13 protein-coding genes and 1 pseudogene are annotated in these 14,289 nt (G+C 71.6%); 5 read left to right on the top strand and 9 right to left on the bottom strand.

What is annotated here, in order from left to right:
- Positions 1-193: 193 nt before the first annotated feature.
- The 3 genes from OP86_RS10885 to OP86_RS32865 all read right to left on the bottom strand — a co-directional run bounded on the left by OP86_RS10885 (position 194) and on the right by OP86_RS32865 (position 2,212).
- Positions 194-898 (bottom strand): hypothetical protein, encoded by a 705-nt coding sequence (locus tag OP86_RS10885; RefSeq protein WP_234434965.1) that lies wholly within the window; start codon positions 896-898, stop codon positions 194-196.
- Positions 899-1,239: 341 nt separating this feature from the next.
- Positions 1,240-1,434 carry a DUF397 domain-containing protein gene (locus tag OP86_RS10890; RefSeq protein WP_030060053.1) on the bottom strand — a complete coding sequence of 65 codons (195 nt, stop codon included), beginning with the start codon at positions 1,432-1,434 and terminating at the stop codon, positions 1,240-1,242.
- Positions 1,435-1,471: 37 nt separating this feature from the next.
- Complete coding sequence (locus OP86_RS32865; RefSeq protein WP_157849713.1) at positions 1,472-2,212, bottom strand: DUF5753 domain-containing protein; 741 nt, start codon at positions 2,210-2,212, stop codon at positions 1,472-1,474.
- On the opposite strand from OP86_RS32865, the pseudogene OP86_RS39145 reads away from it, so the two are divergent.
- Together OP86_RS39145 and OP86_RS10900 are read left to right on the top strand one after the other, a co-directional pair.
- A pseudogene (locus tag OP86_RS39145) lies at positions 2,193-2,345 on the top strand (hypothetical protein); the annotation flags it as partial. The gene OP86_RS32865 and the pseudogene OP86_RS39145 overlap by 20 nt on opposite strands.
- Before the next feature lie 148 nt (positions 2,346-2,493).
- A complete protein-coding gene (locus OP86_RS10900; protein ID WP_030060054.1) occupies positions 2,494-2,748 on the top strand; it encodes a hypothetical protein in 255 nt (84 codons plus the stop codon).
- Between the two features lie 13 nt (positions 2,749-2,761).
- Here OP86_RS10900 and OP86_RS10905 read toward each other — a convergent pair whose 3' ends face one another.
- The 3 genes from OP86_RS10905 to OP86_RS10915 form a co-directional block, all read right to left on the bottom strand.
- Complete coding sequence (locus OP86_RS10905; RefSeq protein WP_030060055.1) at positions 2,762-3,553, bottom strand: alpha/beta fold hydrolase; 792 nt, start codon at positions 3,551-3,553, stop codon at positions 2,762-2,764.
- 48 nt (positions 3,554-3,601) lie between these two features.
- Entirely contained in the window at positions 3,602-4,264 is a 663-nt protein-coding gene (locus OP86_RS10910; protein ID WP_030060056.1) for a DUF4097 family beta strand repeat-containing protein, read from the bottom strand.
- Between the two features lie 240 nt (positions 4,265-4,504).
- On the bottom strand, positions 4,505-4,699 hold the full coding sequence (locus tag OP86_RS10915) for a DUF397 domain-containing protein (RefSeq protein WP_030060057.1): 195 nt from the start codon (positions 4,697-4,699) through the stop codon (positions 4,505-4,507).
- Positions 4,700-4,897: 198 nt separating this feature from the next.
- Here OP86_RS10915 and OP86_RS10920 point away from each other — a divergent pair, with 198 nt between their 5' ends.
- Genes OP86_RS10920 through OP86_RS10930 form a run of 3 tightly spaced genes read left to right on the top strand, consistent with a single transcriptional unit; the run spans position 4,898 to position 11,399 of the window.
- Complete coding sequence (locus tag OP86_RS10920) at positions 4,898-6,370, top strand: TIR-like protein FxsC (RefSeq protein WP_051829936.1); 1,473 nt, start codon at positions 4,898-4,900, stop codon at positions 6,368-6,370.
- Entirely contained in the window at positions 6,367-10,374 is a 4,008-nt protein-coding gene (gene fxsT, locus OP86_RS10925) for an FxSxx-COOH system tetratricopeptide repeat protein (protein ID WP_078588904.1), read from the top strand. Before OP86_RS10920 ends, fxsT begins: the two co-directional genes overlap by 4 nt.
- A 32-nt stretch (positions 10,375-10,406) precedes the next feature.
- Positions 10,407-11,399: a 2-hydroxyacid dehydrogenase gene (locus tag OP86_RS10930; RefSeq protein ID WP_051829937.1), complete on the top strand. Its 993-nt coding sequence runs from the start codon at positions 10,407-10,409 to the stop codon at positions 11,397-11,399.
- A 44-nt stretch (positions 11,400-11,443) separates the two neighbouring features.
- Here OP86_RS10930 and OP86_RS10935 read toward each other — a convergent pair whose 3' ends face one another.
- The 3 genes from OP86_RS10935 to OP86_RS10945 all read right to left on the bottom strand — a co-directional run bounded on the left by OP86_RS10935 (position 11,444) and on the right by OP86_RS10945 (position 14,233).
- On the bottom strand, positions 11,444-12,298 hold the full coding sequence (locus OP86_RS10935) for an alpha/beta fold hydrolase (RefSeq protein WP_030060062.1): 855 nt from the start codon (positions 12,296-12,298) through the stop codon (positions 11,444-11,446).
- Positions 12,299-12,321: 23 nt separating this feature from the next.
- On the bottom strand, positions 12,322-13,287 hold the full coding sequence (locus OP86_RS10940; protein ID WP_078588902.1) for a DUF4231 domain-containing protein: 966 nt from the start codon (positions 13,285-13,287) through the stop codon (positions 12,322-12,324).
- Positions 13,288-13,468: 181 nt separating this feature from the next.
- A complete protein-coding gene (locus OP86_RS10945) occupies positions 13,469-14,233 on the bottom strand; it encodes an SIS domain-containing protein (RefSeq protein ID WP_030258174.1) in 765 nt (254 codons plus the stop codon).
- Positions 14,234-14,289 lie beyond the last annotated feature (56 nt).

Here is a 14,289-nt window from a genome sequence, read left to right on the forward strand (position 1 = left end):
CCCCCCCACCCCCCACCCCGCCTGGGTCGCCCGTCGCCGCTTCGGCTTCGCCGAAGCGGCGACGGTGCTCCAAGCCCCCATTGCGCGTGAGAAGTCGGCTTGGCCGACTTCTCACGCGCAATGACCTGTCAGGCGACGGCCCGTGCCCCGGGTTTTGGGGCAAGGGCCGGTGGGTCTTCGCGCAGGAGCTGGGTCAGAGCCTGTCGAGGAGATGGCCGAGGTGGGCACGGAGTGGGGCTTCGAGGTCGAGGTTGTCTCCTCGGGTGGTGGTTTGGAGTAGCTCGGTGATGACGACGAGTTCGGCGAACAGTCCGGAGGGTGTGTCGAGGATGTGTCCCAGGTGGCTTCGGATCTGCGCTGCGGTTGTCGGGACGAGCAGGCTGTACGCGTGGAGCAGGGCGGCGTCGTAGCCGGCGGGTGCGGCGCCCCAGCCTTCCCAGTCGAGAATCGTGAGTGAGGGCCCGGTGAGGTTGGCCCAGTGCAGATCGCCGTGGGCAGTGGCCCAGACGTGAACGGTGCTGTCGACGGGAACGCCCAGGAATTGCGGCATCGCGCGGTCCAAGTACTCCTGTCGCACGGCGACCCGGTCGCTGGGCACAGCCGCGATGGAGTCGAGAGCGTTGCTGAGGCTGTCCCACCAGCCTCCGTCCAGATCGGGCTCCGTACGTAGGGCAGGCTCGTGGGCTGTGATGGTGGTGGCAGTGACCAGCTCGTACAGCTCTGCCAGGTAGCCGTACTCGCCGTCGTTCCAGCTCTGCCGTTCGACGAGCCGGGGGCGAGGAACCGCGGAAGGCATGCGGCGGTCGGCCTCCAGCGGCCCCTCCCAGAGCTTCCCGCCAGCCCTGCCCGACGGGGCCGACACCAACCGGAGCCAGCCCGCGTCGATGTCCAGGGACACAGCGCGGCCGAGTGTCCGTCCACGCCATCCCCACGCTTCACGAGAGCCGATCGGCGTCGCGTTCAGTCGAGTCGCGGCAGCGTCGTGCATTGCGCGCATCCGTGAAGCCGTCGCCGGTTCAGGTTCCGAGTACATCAACAACCCTTCGCAGCACGTCCGGAGAGAGCGGAGGCAGGTCGAGGGCATCGGCGGCTTGCCGCCAGTGTTCCAAGCTGAATCCTCCGAATCAGTGAAGCCGGAATGCGAACCGCGGTCTCTTCGGCAGAGAGCCGGCTCGACCTCACCGGATCGGGTGGCTCTTCCCCATGCCCCGGCGGAGACGCCGGGGCATGGGGTCGTCCTCAGGCGGTGAAGCGGTCGAACTCGCCGGCCTTGGCGCCGCGGATCCAGGCGTCGAGCTTGGGGCGGGTGGTGGTGACGATGGTGGTGGGGTCGTCGGACTCGCGGATGTGGACGCGGTCGCCGTCGGAGGCGATTTCAACGCAGTTGGCCTGATCGGTACTGAAGCTCGATTTCTGCCAGCTGAGCTGGGTCATGGTCACCGTCCCTGGATCTTGTATCGGATGTGCTGGATCAAGCCCAGTGAGTCACGATAGGTGGCGGACGGCGCCGGTGTGGAAGCGGACAGGGGCGGAAGTGCCAGACCCCTGATCCGATCGAACTTCTGGTCAAACGTTGTGACGGACTCGGGGTCACCGATGAACGTGACCCCGTGGGGCTTTCCAGAAGGACCGTGTGAAGTCGAGTGTGCGGCGCTCGGATGAGCATGAACGTGGTGTCGTTGTACGCGTAGGTCGTGCAGTCGAACGGCAGGATCTGGATCGTTACGTTCGGCAGCTGGCTCATCTCGATCAGGTGGTTCAGTTGATCCCGCATGACGGTCGGGCCGCCGTACATGGTGTGCAAGGCTGCTTCATGGATCACGGCCCGGAGGGAAGGTGCGTCCGCGCTGGTCAGGAGCTTCTGGCGCCGGTGGCGGAACTCGACCTTCCTCTCGTTGTATCCATGGATGACCTCGCTGTAGGCCTTGGTCTGCAGCAGGCCGGGGATGAGGAGAGTCTCGTAGCTGTCCAGACTCGCGGCGCTGGCTTCCGCCTCGGCCAGATCGAGAGCATGAGGGATCACGTCATGCCTGAACTCGGTCCACCAGCCCTTTCCTGTGCTCTCGCTCATGGCGATGAGGCCGGCTCGGTACTCCGGGTCCGTGACGTTGCAGATGTCGAGCCAGGCGTTCAGACGCTCAAGATTGAGGCCCCCCTCTCTCACCGTCTCGCGCGAGGTGTTGCGCGACGCCATGGTGCGCGCCGGGTACACCGATCCCTCCATCGGGGACGCTGAACTCGCGCTCGTGGAGCTGATCGTGAACGCGTGGCGGCACGGGGCGACGCCGTCGCCGGTCGTGGTGGTCGTGATCGCGGAGAAGACCCTCCGGGTCACCGTCGCCGACCGGAGCTCCGAGCTGTCGGCGCAGCGGGGGTCGTCCGAACTCGCCGAGTGCGGGCGGGGTTGCAGCTGGTGGAGGCGTTCACCCATCGGTGGGGTGCCGAGCCGCAGAAGCTCGGGAAGCGGGTCTGGTTCGAGCTGGACGGCGTGGCGTGAACGCTCTGTACCCGATCCACCCGGCCGACCCCGCCATTCACCACCTCACCGGTCGGCAGATCACCGACTTGATCGTGGAACTCCGGACCGAGGGCCGTGAGTTCGGCTTGCTCTGGCCGTCCGCCAAGCCCGGCGAGACGATCGTGGACGGGCGGGTCCTGGTCTCCCTCGGCAATGTCCCGGCCAGCACGGTGATCGATCTTCTGGCGCTCGTCCGGGAGTTCAACCGGCGCCGCGTCCGAGAGGTGTAGACGAGCCTGCGGGTCAGGAGAGTTCGCGGACGGCGTTGGCGACGGCGCCGAAGTCCTTGCGGAGGATCTTGGAGTGGTTGCTCGGGACCTTCGCGCTGAGCTTGATGTTGGGGTTGCGGGCGACCACGGCGCCGAGGCCGGCGCGGAGCTGTTCCATCACCTTCGGGTCGCCGCCCAGGTTGCCGCCGGTGGCGAGGACGTACCGGGTCTGGGTGGTGATGCGGTCGAAGACCGGGTCGAGGGCGGCGGGCGCGCAGAGTTCGTTGAGCTCGATGTTGATCTCGGCGTGCTGGACGGCGCTCATCCGGGCGGCCAGGCCGAGCCGGCGGCAGATCGGGAACAGCGGGCTCAGCCGGCGGAAGAGCTTGCGGACCTGGACCTTGGTGGCGTCGTCGAGCCACTCGTGGGTCATCGCGCCGTCCACGGCCACCGCCCCGAGGGTGCGCTCCGGGTTCCGGGCGGCCCAGTGGATGGCGAGCATGGCGCCGTAGGACCAGCCGACCAGGATCGCCCGCTCGACTCCCCTCGCGGCGAGGACGGCGTCGAGGCTGCGGACGGACGCCTCGAAGGTGTAGTCGGAGGAAGTCCCGGACTTGCCGCGGGCGCGCTCGTCGTAGGTGATGTGCCGGTAGCCGTCGCCGAGTTCGGCGATGACGTGCTTCCAGTGGGACTGGTCGGCGTAGGAGCCGTTGAGGTAGACCACGGGGATGCCGGCGCCGCCGGTGTCGGTCACGGCCAGGGCGGTGTCGTCGACCGACACCATGCCGGTCCAGGCGGAACGCGCGGAGTTCGTTTGGGTGTTCATGGTGGTGTGCCTTCCTGAGCAGCTGGGAGCGGTTGGGGGGGAGGGGGTTCAGTGGGTGTGGGCGGTGATGTCGCCGTGGGAGGTGGTGGCGCGGATGTGGAGGGTGGTGGTGCCGTCGTTGCGCAGGGCGTTGCTGATGCGGCCGTGTCCGGTGGCGGCATCGAGGGCGGCGGAGGTGGCGGTGGCGGTGCCGACGGTGATGTTTCCGGACCGGGTGGTGAGGGCGAGGGTGCCGCGGTCGGCCTGGGTGATGCGGATGTCGCCGCGGGCGGTGGTGAGGGTGGCGGGGCCGGTGAGGCGGCCGATCTCGATGTCGCCGTCGATGGCGGTGATGCGAGCGCCGGCGGCTTCGTCGATCTTGATGCGGTGGTGGGCGCCGGTGAAGGCGAGGTCGCCGAGGCGGCCGACGACGCGCAGTTCGCAGGCCTGGGTGTCGGCCTCGACGGCGGAGCCGGCCGGGAGCTGGACGGTGATCTCCAGACAGCCGGCGCCGAAGAGGGTGTTGCCGGTCTTGGCGGTGCGGATGGTGAGCAGGCCGTCGGTGTAGGTGGCGGTGGTCTGCTCGGCGGTGCGCACGTCGCGGTTCTTGCCCGGGTCGGCGGGGCGGATCTCGACGGTGGTGTCGGCGCGGTCGGCGGCGATGAACCGGACGCTGCCGGCCGCAACGTCCAGGACGGCGGTGATCGGGGCGGGGGTGGCGAACTTCTGCATCGTGCTCTCCTGAGTGCTGCGCTTGTGTGTTGCGCGGTCGTCGTTTCTGACGATGGAAAAGCTACGTTGCGTTCATGGATGTGGCAACAAGCTCGTTGCCTCAAATCGCCATCTGTGCAGGTGAAAGTCGGGAAATCGTTGCGGTGGACGCAGCCTTAACGCAACAACCCCCACTCCGGGTGTTGCAATGGAGTGGGGGTGAACGCTACTCGGTGAGCAGGAGGGGGCCGGGGCTGGGCGTCAGGCGACGAAGTGGTCGAACTCGCCGGCCTTGGCCCCGCGGACCCAGGCGTTGAACTTGATGCGGGTGGTGGTGACGATGTGGGTGGGGTCGTCGGACTGGCGGATGTAGACGAGGTCGCCGTCGGAGGCGATCTCGATGTACTCCGCCTTGTCCCCGCTGAGGCTGGACTTCTGCCAGTCGAGGTGTTCCACGGGTGCCCCTTCTGATCGTGTGCGGCGGCCGGATCGAGGGTACTGCTCCGGCGAAGGAGGCGGCGGCATCGTTTCGGTCATGTCAATTCGTGCGAGACGTTGTGCTATTCCATTGGGGTGTCAGTCGTTCCTACACTGAAGCCCCGCCGCACGGGGGCTGCGGGAGGCAGGTTGCCGACGGGCCCGGGGGAGGCGCGTGTGACTGACCGGGGCTGGGACGACGACGACACCCGGCCGTACTTCTTCCTCTCCTACGCGCACACCCCGAAAGCCGGTGCGCGGGGCGCAGGCGATCCGAACCACTGGGTCAGGCAGCTGTACCGGGACCTCTGCGAGGCGGTGCTGCAGATCACCACCGCCCCAGACGGCGTGCCGGTGGGCTTCATGGACGAGTCCATGCACCAGGGCGAGTTGTGGGCCGAGCGGCTGTCCGACGAGTTGGCGAGCTGCCGGGTGTTCGTCCCGCTGTACTCCCCCCGGTACTTCAACAGCGTTCCGTGCGGGCAGGAGTGGCACGCCTTCACCCGCCGCCCGGTCTACCCGGCGAACCTCGACTCCGAGCGCACCAGCGGCATCGTCCCGGTGCTGTGGGCGCCGATGAGTCGCTACCGGCTGCCGAAGGTGGCCACTGAACTCCAGTTCAACCATGCGAGTTTCGGGCCCGACTACGCCACCGAGGGCCTGTACGCGCTGATGAAGCTCAGCTACTTCCGCTCCGCGTACGAGCTGGCCGTGCACCGGCTGGCGGCGCGGATCGTGCAGGTCGCCGAGGAGACGGTGATCCCGGTCGGGCGGCGGCTCGAATTCAACGGCCTCCCGAGCGCGTTCAACGTCACCGCCCCGACCAAGCAGCTGCGGATCTCCGTCCTCGCCTACCACCAGGGGGAGTTGCCCGCCGACCGCAACCCCGACTACTACGGCGACCGGCGCACCGACTGGCATCCGTACCGGCCGGTCGGCTCGCCCATCGCGCAGCACGCGGTCAGGCTGGCACGGCAGTTGGGGTTCCAGCCGACGGTGCACGAGTTCGACGACGAGGCCGAGTCGATCATCGGGGGCGCCGCGGAGGCCCCCGGCCTGCTGCTGCTCGACCGCTGGGCGCTGCGCGACCCGCGCCGGCGGGAGCTGGTCCGGCGGTTCGACCGTTCGGACACCACCTGGGTGAGCGTTCTGGAGCCGTGGAACACCGACGACCCGGAGTGTGAGGAACGCGCCGGTGAGATGGGGGAGTTGAGCGACGACGCGCTGCGCATCACCCGGCGTGCGGGCCGCCCGAGCTTCCTCGGTGTGACCGGCCCGACCGGGCTGCGCACCCTGGAGGACTTCGACGACGCACTTCCCCGGGCCGCGATGAAGGCCAAGTACGCCTTCGAGGGCCGCACCAGGGCCGAGCCGGAGGAACCGCCGCCGCCCCGGCCGAGCCTGCGGGACGCGTTCCGACGCAGCGGAGGCGGAGCCGGAGGCGGGGGCAACGGCAACGACCGCGACGACAGCCACAGCAACGGCCACGACGGCAACGGCCGCAGCAACGGTCACGACGGCAACGGCCGCAGCAACGGCCACGACCGTGACAACCACCACGACCCGTACCGCGAGCACGACCCGTACCGCGACGACGGCGATGACCCCGATGACGGGATGGCGCCCCTGGGAGGACGAGGAAACCGATGACCGAGAACCGCACCAGGAACCTCCGCCTCGGCGGCCTCACCGCCGCCGAGCTGGTCGCCCAGCGGGAGGCCGAGCGGCAGGCCGCGGAACAGGACCGCGACGGCCGGATCATCACCTTCTACTCGTACAAGGGCGGCACCGGCCGCACCATGGCCCTCGCCAACACCGCCTGGATCCTGGCCGCCAACGGCTTCCGGGTGCTCACCGTGGACTGGGACCTGGAGGCGCCGGGCCTCGCCAAGTTCTTCCACCCCTTCCTCGACCCGGCCTCCCTGGCCGGCACCACCGGGATGATGGACCTGATCGCCGAGTACCGGGAGGAGGCGCTGCGCCCGGTCGAGCACGCCGAGGGCTGGCACCTGGACTTCGCCCGGGTGCACCCGCACGCGCTCTCGCTCGCCTGGCCGTACTTCCCGGCCGGCGGCAGCCTGGACTTCCTCTCCGCGGGCCAGTTCAACCGGGACTACTCCGAGGCCGTCACCCACCTCGACTGGGACATCTTCTACGACCGCTTCGACGGCGGGCAGTTCTTCGACGCCCTCAAGGCCGACATGGCCAAGCGCTACGACTACGTGCTGATCGACTCCCGCACCGGCCTGTCCGACATCGCCGAGATCTGCACCGTCCAGATGCCCGACGACCTGGTGGTCTGCTTCACCCTGAGCGACCAGTCCATCGACGGCGCCTCCCGGATCGCCCAGCACATCCACGACCGCTACCGCGACCGCGGCATCCGCATCCTGCCCGTCCCGATGCGCATCGACGAGGGCGAGAAGGAGAAGGCGGACGCCGGCCGCGCCCTGGCCCGGGTCCGCTTCGACGGCCTGCCCTCCGGCCTGGGCAGCGAGGAACTCACCCAGTACTGGGGCTCGGTGGAGATCCCGTACCGGCCGTTCTACGCCTACGAGGAGATCCTCGCCACCTTCGGCGACCAGACCGGCACCCCCACCTCGATGCTGGCCGCCTGCGAGCGGCTGACCTCCATGATCACCGAGGGTCGGGTCTCCGGCCTGCCGCCGGTGGAGGAGGAGGTGCGGCTGCGCTACGTGGACGCGTTCACCCGCCGCCGCCCGTCCGTCCCCGCCGACCTCTACCTCTCCTACGTCCCCGAGGACCGGATGTGGGCGGACTGGATCGAGTCCGTCCTCACCCGGGCCGGCTTCCGGGTGCTGCCCCGCGACCTCAGCGCCGGCACCGACCCGCGCGAGGAGACCGAGCGCGGCATCGACTCCGCCTACCGGACGGTCGCCGTGCTCTCGCCCGCCTACCAGCGCTCCCCGCAGGCCCGGGCGCTGTGGGAGTCGGTGGTCAGCTCCGACCCGTCCGGCACCCGGCGCCAGCTGCTGCCCGTGCGCGTCGGCGACGTGCGGCTCACCGCGCCGTTCAGCAACCGCAACCCGGTCGACCTGGTCGGCCGCGACGAGACGCAGTCGATCCAGAGCCTGCTGCGCGCGCTCGGCCGCGGCGACGTGGCGCTCGACGACGCTCCCAGCGGCGGGCCGCGCTTCCCCGGCAGCAAGCCCTCGGTGTGGGACGTCCCGCCGCGCAACCCCTCCTTCACCGGCCGCTCCGCCGTCCTGGAGCAGCTGCGCAACCAGCTGCGCGGCGGCATGGCGGCCGTCCTGCCGACCCCGCAGACCCTGTACGGGCTCGGCGGCGTCGGCAAGACCCAGGTGGCGCTGGAGTACGCCCACCGCTTCATGTCCGACTACGACCTGGTCTGGTGGATCGACGCCGAGCAGACTGAGCTGGTCGCCCCGGCGCTCGCCGAACTCGCCCGCCGACTGGGCCTGCGGGTCGGCGACTCGGTCACCGAGGCCGCCGAGGCCGCCCGGGAGGCGCTGCGCCGCGGCGTGCCCACCGCCCGCTGGCTGCTGATCTTCGACAACGCCGACGAGCCCGCCGAGATCCGCCGCTTCTTCCCCGGCGGCTCCGGCCACATCCTGGTCACCTCCCGCAACCAGGCCTGGACCGGGCACGCCGAGGCGCTGGAGGTCGACGTCTTCACCCGCGGCGAGAGCGTCGAGCACCTGTGCCGGCGCGCCCGCAGCCTCTCCCGGCCGGACGCCGACCGGGTCGCCGAGGCGGTCGGTGACCTGCCGCTGGCCGTCGAGGTGGCCGCCGCCTGGCTGGACACCACCGGCACCCCGGTGGAGACGTACGTCGCCCAACTGCACGCCGAGGCGGCCCGCGCGCTGGCCGTCGGCCGGCCCGCCGACTACCCGACGCCGGTCGCGGCGACCTGGAACGTCTCCATCGGACGGCTGCGCCAGCAGTCCCCGGCGGCGGTGCGGCTGCTGCAGCTGTGCGCGTTCTTCGCGCCCGAGCCGATCTCGATGAACCTCTTCTACAGCGACCAGATGATCCGGGCGCTGGTGAGGTACGACGCCGACCTCAGCGACAAGTTCATGCTGGGCAAGGTGATCCAGGCGATCGGCCGGTACGCGCTGGCCAAGGTCGACGCCGGCAGCAACAGCTTCCAGGTGCACCGCCTCGTCCAGGCGGTGATCCGGGCCGGGATGACCGCCGACGAGCAGGAGACCGCCGTCCACGAGGTGCATCGCATCCTGACCGGCGCCCGGCCCGTCCTCGGCGACACCGACGACCCGGCCAACTGGCCCGCCTTCGACGAGATCTGGCCGCACCTGTCGCCGTCCAAGGCGCACAACTGCGACGAGGCCGACACCCGCCAGCTGCTCATCGACCGGGTCCGCTACCTGTGGAAGCGCGGCGAGCTCGACCGCGCCCGCGACCTGGGCCACGCGCTCGACGCGGAGTGGACCAGCAAGCTCGGCGAGGACGACCGGCAGACCCTGCTGCTGCGCTTCCAGCTCGCCAACGTGCTGCGCTCCCAGGGCAATTACGCCGAGGCGCTGGCCCTGGACGAGGCCACCCTGGAGCGCCAGCGGGCGTTGCTCGGCGAGCACCACCCGTACACCCTGATGACGGCGGGCTCGCTCGGCGCCGATCGCAGGGCGCTCGGCCGGTTCCAGGCGGCGCTCGACCTGGACCGCGAAATCCTCGACCAGTTCCGCGAGTTGTTCGGCGACGACAACCCGCGCACGCTCTCCATGGCGAACAACCTGGCGATCGACTACCGGCTGGTCGGCGACAGCGAGGCCGCCCGCGAACTCGACCAGGAGACCCTCGACCGGCGCACCGCCGTACTCGGCCCCAGGCACCCCTACACCCTGTCCACCAAGTCCAACCTGGCCCGCGACCTGCGCGAACTCGGCGACTACCGCGGCTCGGTGGACCTGCTGCAGGAGGTCACCTCCGACCTCGGCGACGTGCTCGACCCGGACCTGCCGGAGAACCTGCGCAACGCCAAGTCGCTGGCCGTCTCGCTGCGGCGGATCGGCCAGCTCGCCGAGGCCCGCCGGATCACCAAGGAGACCTACGAGCGCTACCTGGAGCGCTACGGCGCCGACGCCCCCGACGCGCTCGCCTGCGCGCTCAACCTGGCCGCCGACCACAGCGCCTCCGGCGACAAGGAGGCCGCCCGCGACCTCTGCTCCACCGTCTTCGAGGGCCACCGGCGGCTGTTCGGCGACGAGCACCCGTTCACCCTGGCCTGTGCCAACAACCTCGGCATCTACCTGCGCGGCAGCGGCGACGTCCCGGGCGCCATCGAGCGCGGCCGGCTCACCGTCGAGGGGCTGACCCGCTCGGTCGGGCCGGAACACCCGTACACCCTCAACGCGATGATCAACCTGGCCAACGCCTACGGCGACGACGGTCAGCTCGCCCTCGCCGAACAGCTCGGCCGGGCCGCCTACCAGGGCCTGTGCGAGCGCTACTCGCCGCAGCACCCGGACGCGGTCGCCTGCGAGGCCAACCTGGCGGTCACCCTGCGGACGGCCAACCGGCACGCCCAGGCCTCCGAACTGCGCTCCCGGGCGATCGCCGAGCTGATCCGGCAGTTCGGCGAGGAGCACCCCAACACGGTGTCGGCGCGGGGCTGGAAGCGGATCAACCGCGATCTGGAGCCGCAGCCGGTGTAGTCACCAGGGGGCGGGGGGTACGCTGCGGCACCATGAGCGAGCACAGCGAGCGAACCACGGGTCGGAGCACCCCGCCCCCGGTCCTGGTCACCCGGCGCCTCGCGCCCGGCGTCATCGAACGGCTCACCGCCCACCACGCCGTCACCTGCCACGACTCCGACCTGGCGATGGACCGGGCCGAGCTGCTCGCCGCCGCCCGCGGCCGCCGGGCCGTGCTCACCACCCTGGACGACCGGGTGGACGCCGAGTTCCTGGAGGCGGCCGGCCCCGGGCTGCGGATCGTCGCCAACCACGCGGTCGGCTACCACAACGTGGACCTGGCCGCCTGCGCCGAGCGCGGCGTGCTGGTCTCCAACACCCCCGGCGTGCTCACCACCGCCACCGCCGACATGGCCTGGGCGCTGCTGCTGGCCGCCACCCGCCGGCTCGGCGAGGGCGAGCGGCTGCTGCGCTCCGGCACGCCCTGGACCTGGGCGCCGAACTTCCTGCTCGGCCTGGAGCTGTCCGGCACCCCGCTGGGCGTGCTCGGCATGGGCCGGATCGGGCAGGCGGTGGCGCGCCGGGCCCGCGCCTTCGAGATGCCCGTCGGCTACCACAACCGCCGCGCACTGCCGCCCGAGCAGGCCGAGGGCGCCGAGTGGAAGCCGCTGGAGGAACTGCTCGCCACCTCCACCGTGCTGGTCGTCACCTGCCCGCTCAGCGACGCCACCCGGCACCTGCTGGACGCCCGCCGGCTGGCGCTGCTGCCGCGCGGCGCGGTGGTGGTCAGCATGACCGCCGGGGTGGTGGACGAGGAGGCACTGGCCGCCGCGCTGGAGTCCGGCGCGCTGTTCGCCGCCGCCGTGGACAACTTCGAGCACGAGCCGGCCGTCCCGTCCGCGCTGCTCGCCCAGGAACGCGCGGTACTGGCCCCGCACCTGGGCAGCGCCACCGTCGCCACCCGGCAGGCGATGGGCGGCCTGGCGGTGGACAACGTCCTGGCGGTGCTCGGCGGGGGCGAAGCCGTCACCCCGGTACGGGCCTGACCCGGGCGGACCACCCCGCCGCCCAGGTCAGGGCGGCCGGGGGCCTACCCCGCCGCCCAGGCCAGGGCGGTGGTCATCACCCGGAACGCCCCGAAGTGCGCGGCGCCGGGCTCCAGGAACAGCTCGGCGCCCGGGATGTGGTCGGCCAGCCAGCGGGAGTGGTCGACCGGCGAGAACTGGTCGTCCGCGCCGTGCCAGAGCCAGGTCGGCACCCGGATCGTCCCGACCTCGAAGCCCCAGTCGGCGGTGAAGGCCAGCACGTCGTCGATCCAGCCGTCCGCGCCGTGCCGGAACGCCTCCCGGTAGTTGCTCTGCAGCATCCGGCGCAGCCCGCTGTCGGCCACCACCTCCCGGTCGGCGGGGGAGAGTTCGGTGCGCAGCCCGTTCAGCAGCCGGACCGGGTCGTCCTTGATCTGCCGGGAGCGGAACTCCATCGCGTCGGCGATCCGGCCGTGCCCGCGCTCGGCCTCCTTGTAGGCGCGGACGTTGGACGGGGTCATCCCCGCGTACCAGTCCAGGCCGGTCGCGGCGCGCGGCGCGAGGCCCACCAGCACGGCCACCCGGCTGACCCGCTCGGGCAGCAGCGCGGCGCAGGCCAGCGCGTGCGGGCCGCCGCCGGAGCGGCCGAGCACCGCGAAGCTGCCCAGCCCGAACTCGTCCGCGATGGCCCGCACATCGGCCGCCGCCGCGCTCACCCGGCGGCCGAACAGCCGGGTCGAGTCGCCGTAGCCGGGCCGGTCGTACGAGATCAGCCGCACGCCGAGCCGGTAGAGCACGGTGCTGCGCGGATGCGGGCCGACCCGGCTGCCGGGCATCCCGTGCAGCAGGAACACCGGACGGCCGCGCGGGTCGCCGAGGGACTCGACCGCGAGCGCGCGATCGTCCGCCGTCTTGACCATCCGTAACGACACCTGCGGCCTCCTCAGTGCTCCGGGTCGGTTCCGTGCTCCGGGCCCGTGTCGTGCTCCCGGTCGGTGGTGGTGCGCACCTCCCGGCGGGCCTGCCAGGTGGTGTGCTCGCGGGAGATCGCGTCCTCGGCGTCCCGGGCCAGGCGGGCCCAGACCTCCTCGGCCTCCGGCGAGTCCAGGTCCAGCCGGGCGAGTTGGCGCTGGATCTGCGCCAGCTCCTCGGCGGCCAGCCCGTACGCCGCGGCCAGCGGGCGGTACTGGCGCAGCTGTGCCCAGGCGGTGATCGAGGCGGCCACCGCCGAGACGGTGCCCAGCGCGTCGTACGTGAACGCGCCGAACGCCCGCAGCACCGCGAGCGCCAGCCCGAGCGCCGGCAGCAGCACGCCCAGCACCCCGGCCCAGTACCCGGCCCGGGCGCACTGGCGCGCCTTGGCGCGGTACCAGTCGTGCTGCACCTGGATCCGCTCGCCCAGGTAGACCTCGCGGCGCACGGCCAGCGGCTGCTCGCGCAGGTCGTGCATCGCCGCGGTGACCTCCACCCCGCCCCCGGGGACGGCGGCCGGGCTGTCCCGGAAGGCGCCGAGCACCCGGCCGAGTTGGAAGCGGTACAGGCCCTCGGCGTCCGGCAGGGCGCGTGGCGGCGGCTGGTAGGCGTCGGCCCGGACGGCGTACTTCCAGGCCAGGGTCTTGACCGACTCGGCGGCGGCCCGCCCCTCGTACCAGAGCCCCTGCGGGTTCTGCCCGCTGATCACCACCGCCAGCGCGATCGCGCCGAGGTAGGCGACGGCCGCGGGCCAGGCCCAGGGCTCGCCGTCGGCCGAGCCGGTGGCGGCGGCCAGGACCAGCAGGACCAGCTCCCAGGCGCAGAGCAGCACCGAGCGGCGCTGACCGCGCAGCGAGGCCGCGTCGGCGGCCCAGAAGAACTCGGGCAGCAGGTCCCGCTCCCGCACCCACCCGGTCCGCCCCGCACCAGACGCCATGTTCGGCCCCCACCTGTCGCTCCGGTCGCACCGCTCTCCTGCCCCGGGGGCCTTCCCGGTACGCCTGGGGACGCCCGGGGCGGCCCGCAATGGCCGGGAAGGCGCGGTGGATTGTCCGGTACGCCCCGTGTTCGGTCCGGTACCGAGCGTGTCCGGCGGTCGGCGGCAGCCGGCGGGCGGGTCAGTACGTGTAGAAGACCCGTTCGGCGTTGTCGGCCATCTGCTTGGCGTTCCACTCGGTGCCGCCGGGGACGTTGCCGGAGCGGAACAGCGGCGGGGCTGGGGCGTCCCCGGCGGCCGCCCGGTCGGCCAGCCGGCCGACCGCGGAGGCGACCACGGCCTGCATCAGCGCGCTGGTCACCACGGTGGAGACCGGGCCGAAGGTGGTCTCGGCGCCCGGGTGGGTCAGTTCGCCGTCGCCGACCGCGACCTTGCTGTCCAGTACGACGTCGCAGTGGTCCTTCAGATAGGTGCCGGACGGGTGACCCGAGGGCACCTCCTCCGGGTAGGCCAGCGAGGTCACCCCGATCACCTTCAGCCCGCGGTCCCGGGCGTACCGGGCGAGTTCGACCGGCATGGTCTGGCGGCCGGACAGCGAGATCACGAACAGCAGGTCGCCGGTGGTCGCCGGGGTCAGGTCCAGGGTCGCGGTGGCCAGCCCGGAGACCCGCTCCAACGCGCTGGACAGCGGCGCGGGCATCACCGTCACCCCGGTCGTCCCGGGCACGTTCAGCAGGTTCATCGGGACCAGCCCGCCGGCCCGGTAGACCACGTCCTGGGCCGGCAGCGAGGAATGTCCGGCACCGAAGGTGAAAACCCGGCGGCCCTCGGCGATCGCCTCCACCAGCAGCGCGGCGGCGGCCTCGATGGTGTCGGCCTCCTCCTCGCGGACCCGCTGGAGGTGGGCGATCGCAGCGTCGAAGTAGCTGCCGACCAGGTCGTTCATCTGGTGCCTTCACTCTCTGCCGGTGAGGGAGCCGGCCGGGCGGGGCGGTGCGGGTG

The sequence above is a fragment of the Streptomyces novaecaesareae genome, from assembly GCF_000716875.1.
GTDB classification, from domain to species: domain Bacteria; phylum Actinomycetota; class Actinomycetes; order Streptomycetales; family Streptomycetaceae; genus Kitasatospora; species Kitasatospora novaecaesareae.

Coding starts and splice junctions, on each gene's coding strand:
- OP86_RS10940 (WP_078588902.1), bottom strand. CDS start 13,287: ATGGCGTCTGGTGCGGGGCGGACCGGGTGGGTGCGGGAGCGGGACCTG.
- OP86_RS10905 (WP_030060055.1), bottom strand. CDS start 3,553: ATGAACACCCAAACGAACTCCGCGCGTTCCGCCTGGACCGGCATGGTG.
- OP86_RS10890 (WP_030060053.1), bottom strand. CDS start 1,434: ATGACCCAGCTCAGCTGGCAGAAATCGAGCTTCAGTACCGATCAGGCC.
- fxsT (WP_078588904.1), top strand. CDS start 6,367: ATGACCGAGAACCGCACCAGGAACCTCCGCCTCGGCGGCCTCACCGCC.
- OP86_RS10935 (WP_030060062.1), bottom strand. CDS start 12,298: ATGGTCAAGACGGCGGACGATCGCGCGCTCGCGGTCGAGTCCCTCGGC.
- OP86_RS10945 (WP_030258174.1), bottom strand. CDS start 14,233: ATGAACGACCTGGTCGGCAGCTACTTCGACGCTGCGATCGCCCACCTC.
- OP86_RS10930 (WP_051829937.1), top strand. CDS start 10,407: ATGAGCGAGCACAGCGAGCGAACCACGGGTCGGAGCACCCCGCCCCCG.
- OP86_RS10910 (WP_030060056.1), bottom strand. CDS start 4,264: ATGCAGAAGTTCGCCACCCCCGCCCCGATCACCGCCGTCCTGGACGTT.